Source organism: Flavobacterium ginsenosidimutans (genome assembly GCF_003254625.1).
Classification (GTDB): Bacteria; Bacteroidota; Bacteroidia; order Flavobacteriales; family Flavobacteriaceae; genus Flavobacterium; species Flavobacterium ginsenosidimutans.
In genome coordinates, this window is record NZ_QJRJ01000022.1 from 1 (window position 1) to 334 (window position 334).

Sequence of the window (334 nt, forward strand, 5' to 3'; positions counted from 1 at the left end):
TCGGAAATAACGCGGGCGAGGCTTCGTTCACGATTATCGGAACACTTCCTTCAGGATTGACATTAAATCCAGATTATAGCATTAGCGTTGCGCCAAATACTCCAAAAGGAGATTATAATGTGGAATATAAAATCTGCGAAAATACGAATCCAACAAACTGCGATTCTGTAATTTCAGTGATAACGGTTACGGCAGGAAATCTTGTTACAAACGAGGATTTGATTCCATCAGCATCAGCTTCAAATGCATCTCAGACTCTAGGAAACATTTTTACAAACGATACTAAAAACGGAAATCCGTTAGTTCCGTCAGATGTGAATATGAATGTGACTGT

1 protein-coding gene is annotated in these 334 nt (G+C 38.9%); it reads left to right on the forward strand.

What is annotated here, in order from left to right; all coding sequences use genetic code 11:
* On the forward strand, window positions 1–334 hold a 334-nt coding region (locus DM444_RS00105; protein ID WP_162614875.1), incomplete at both ends, for a hypothetical protein.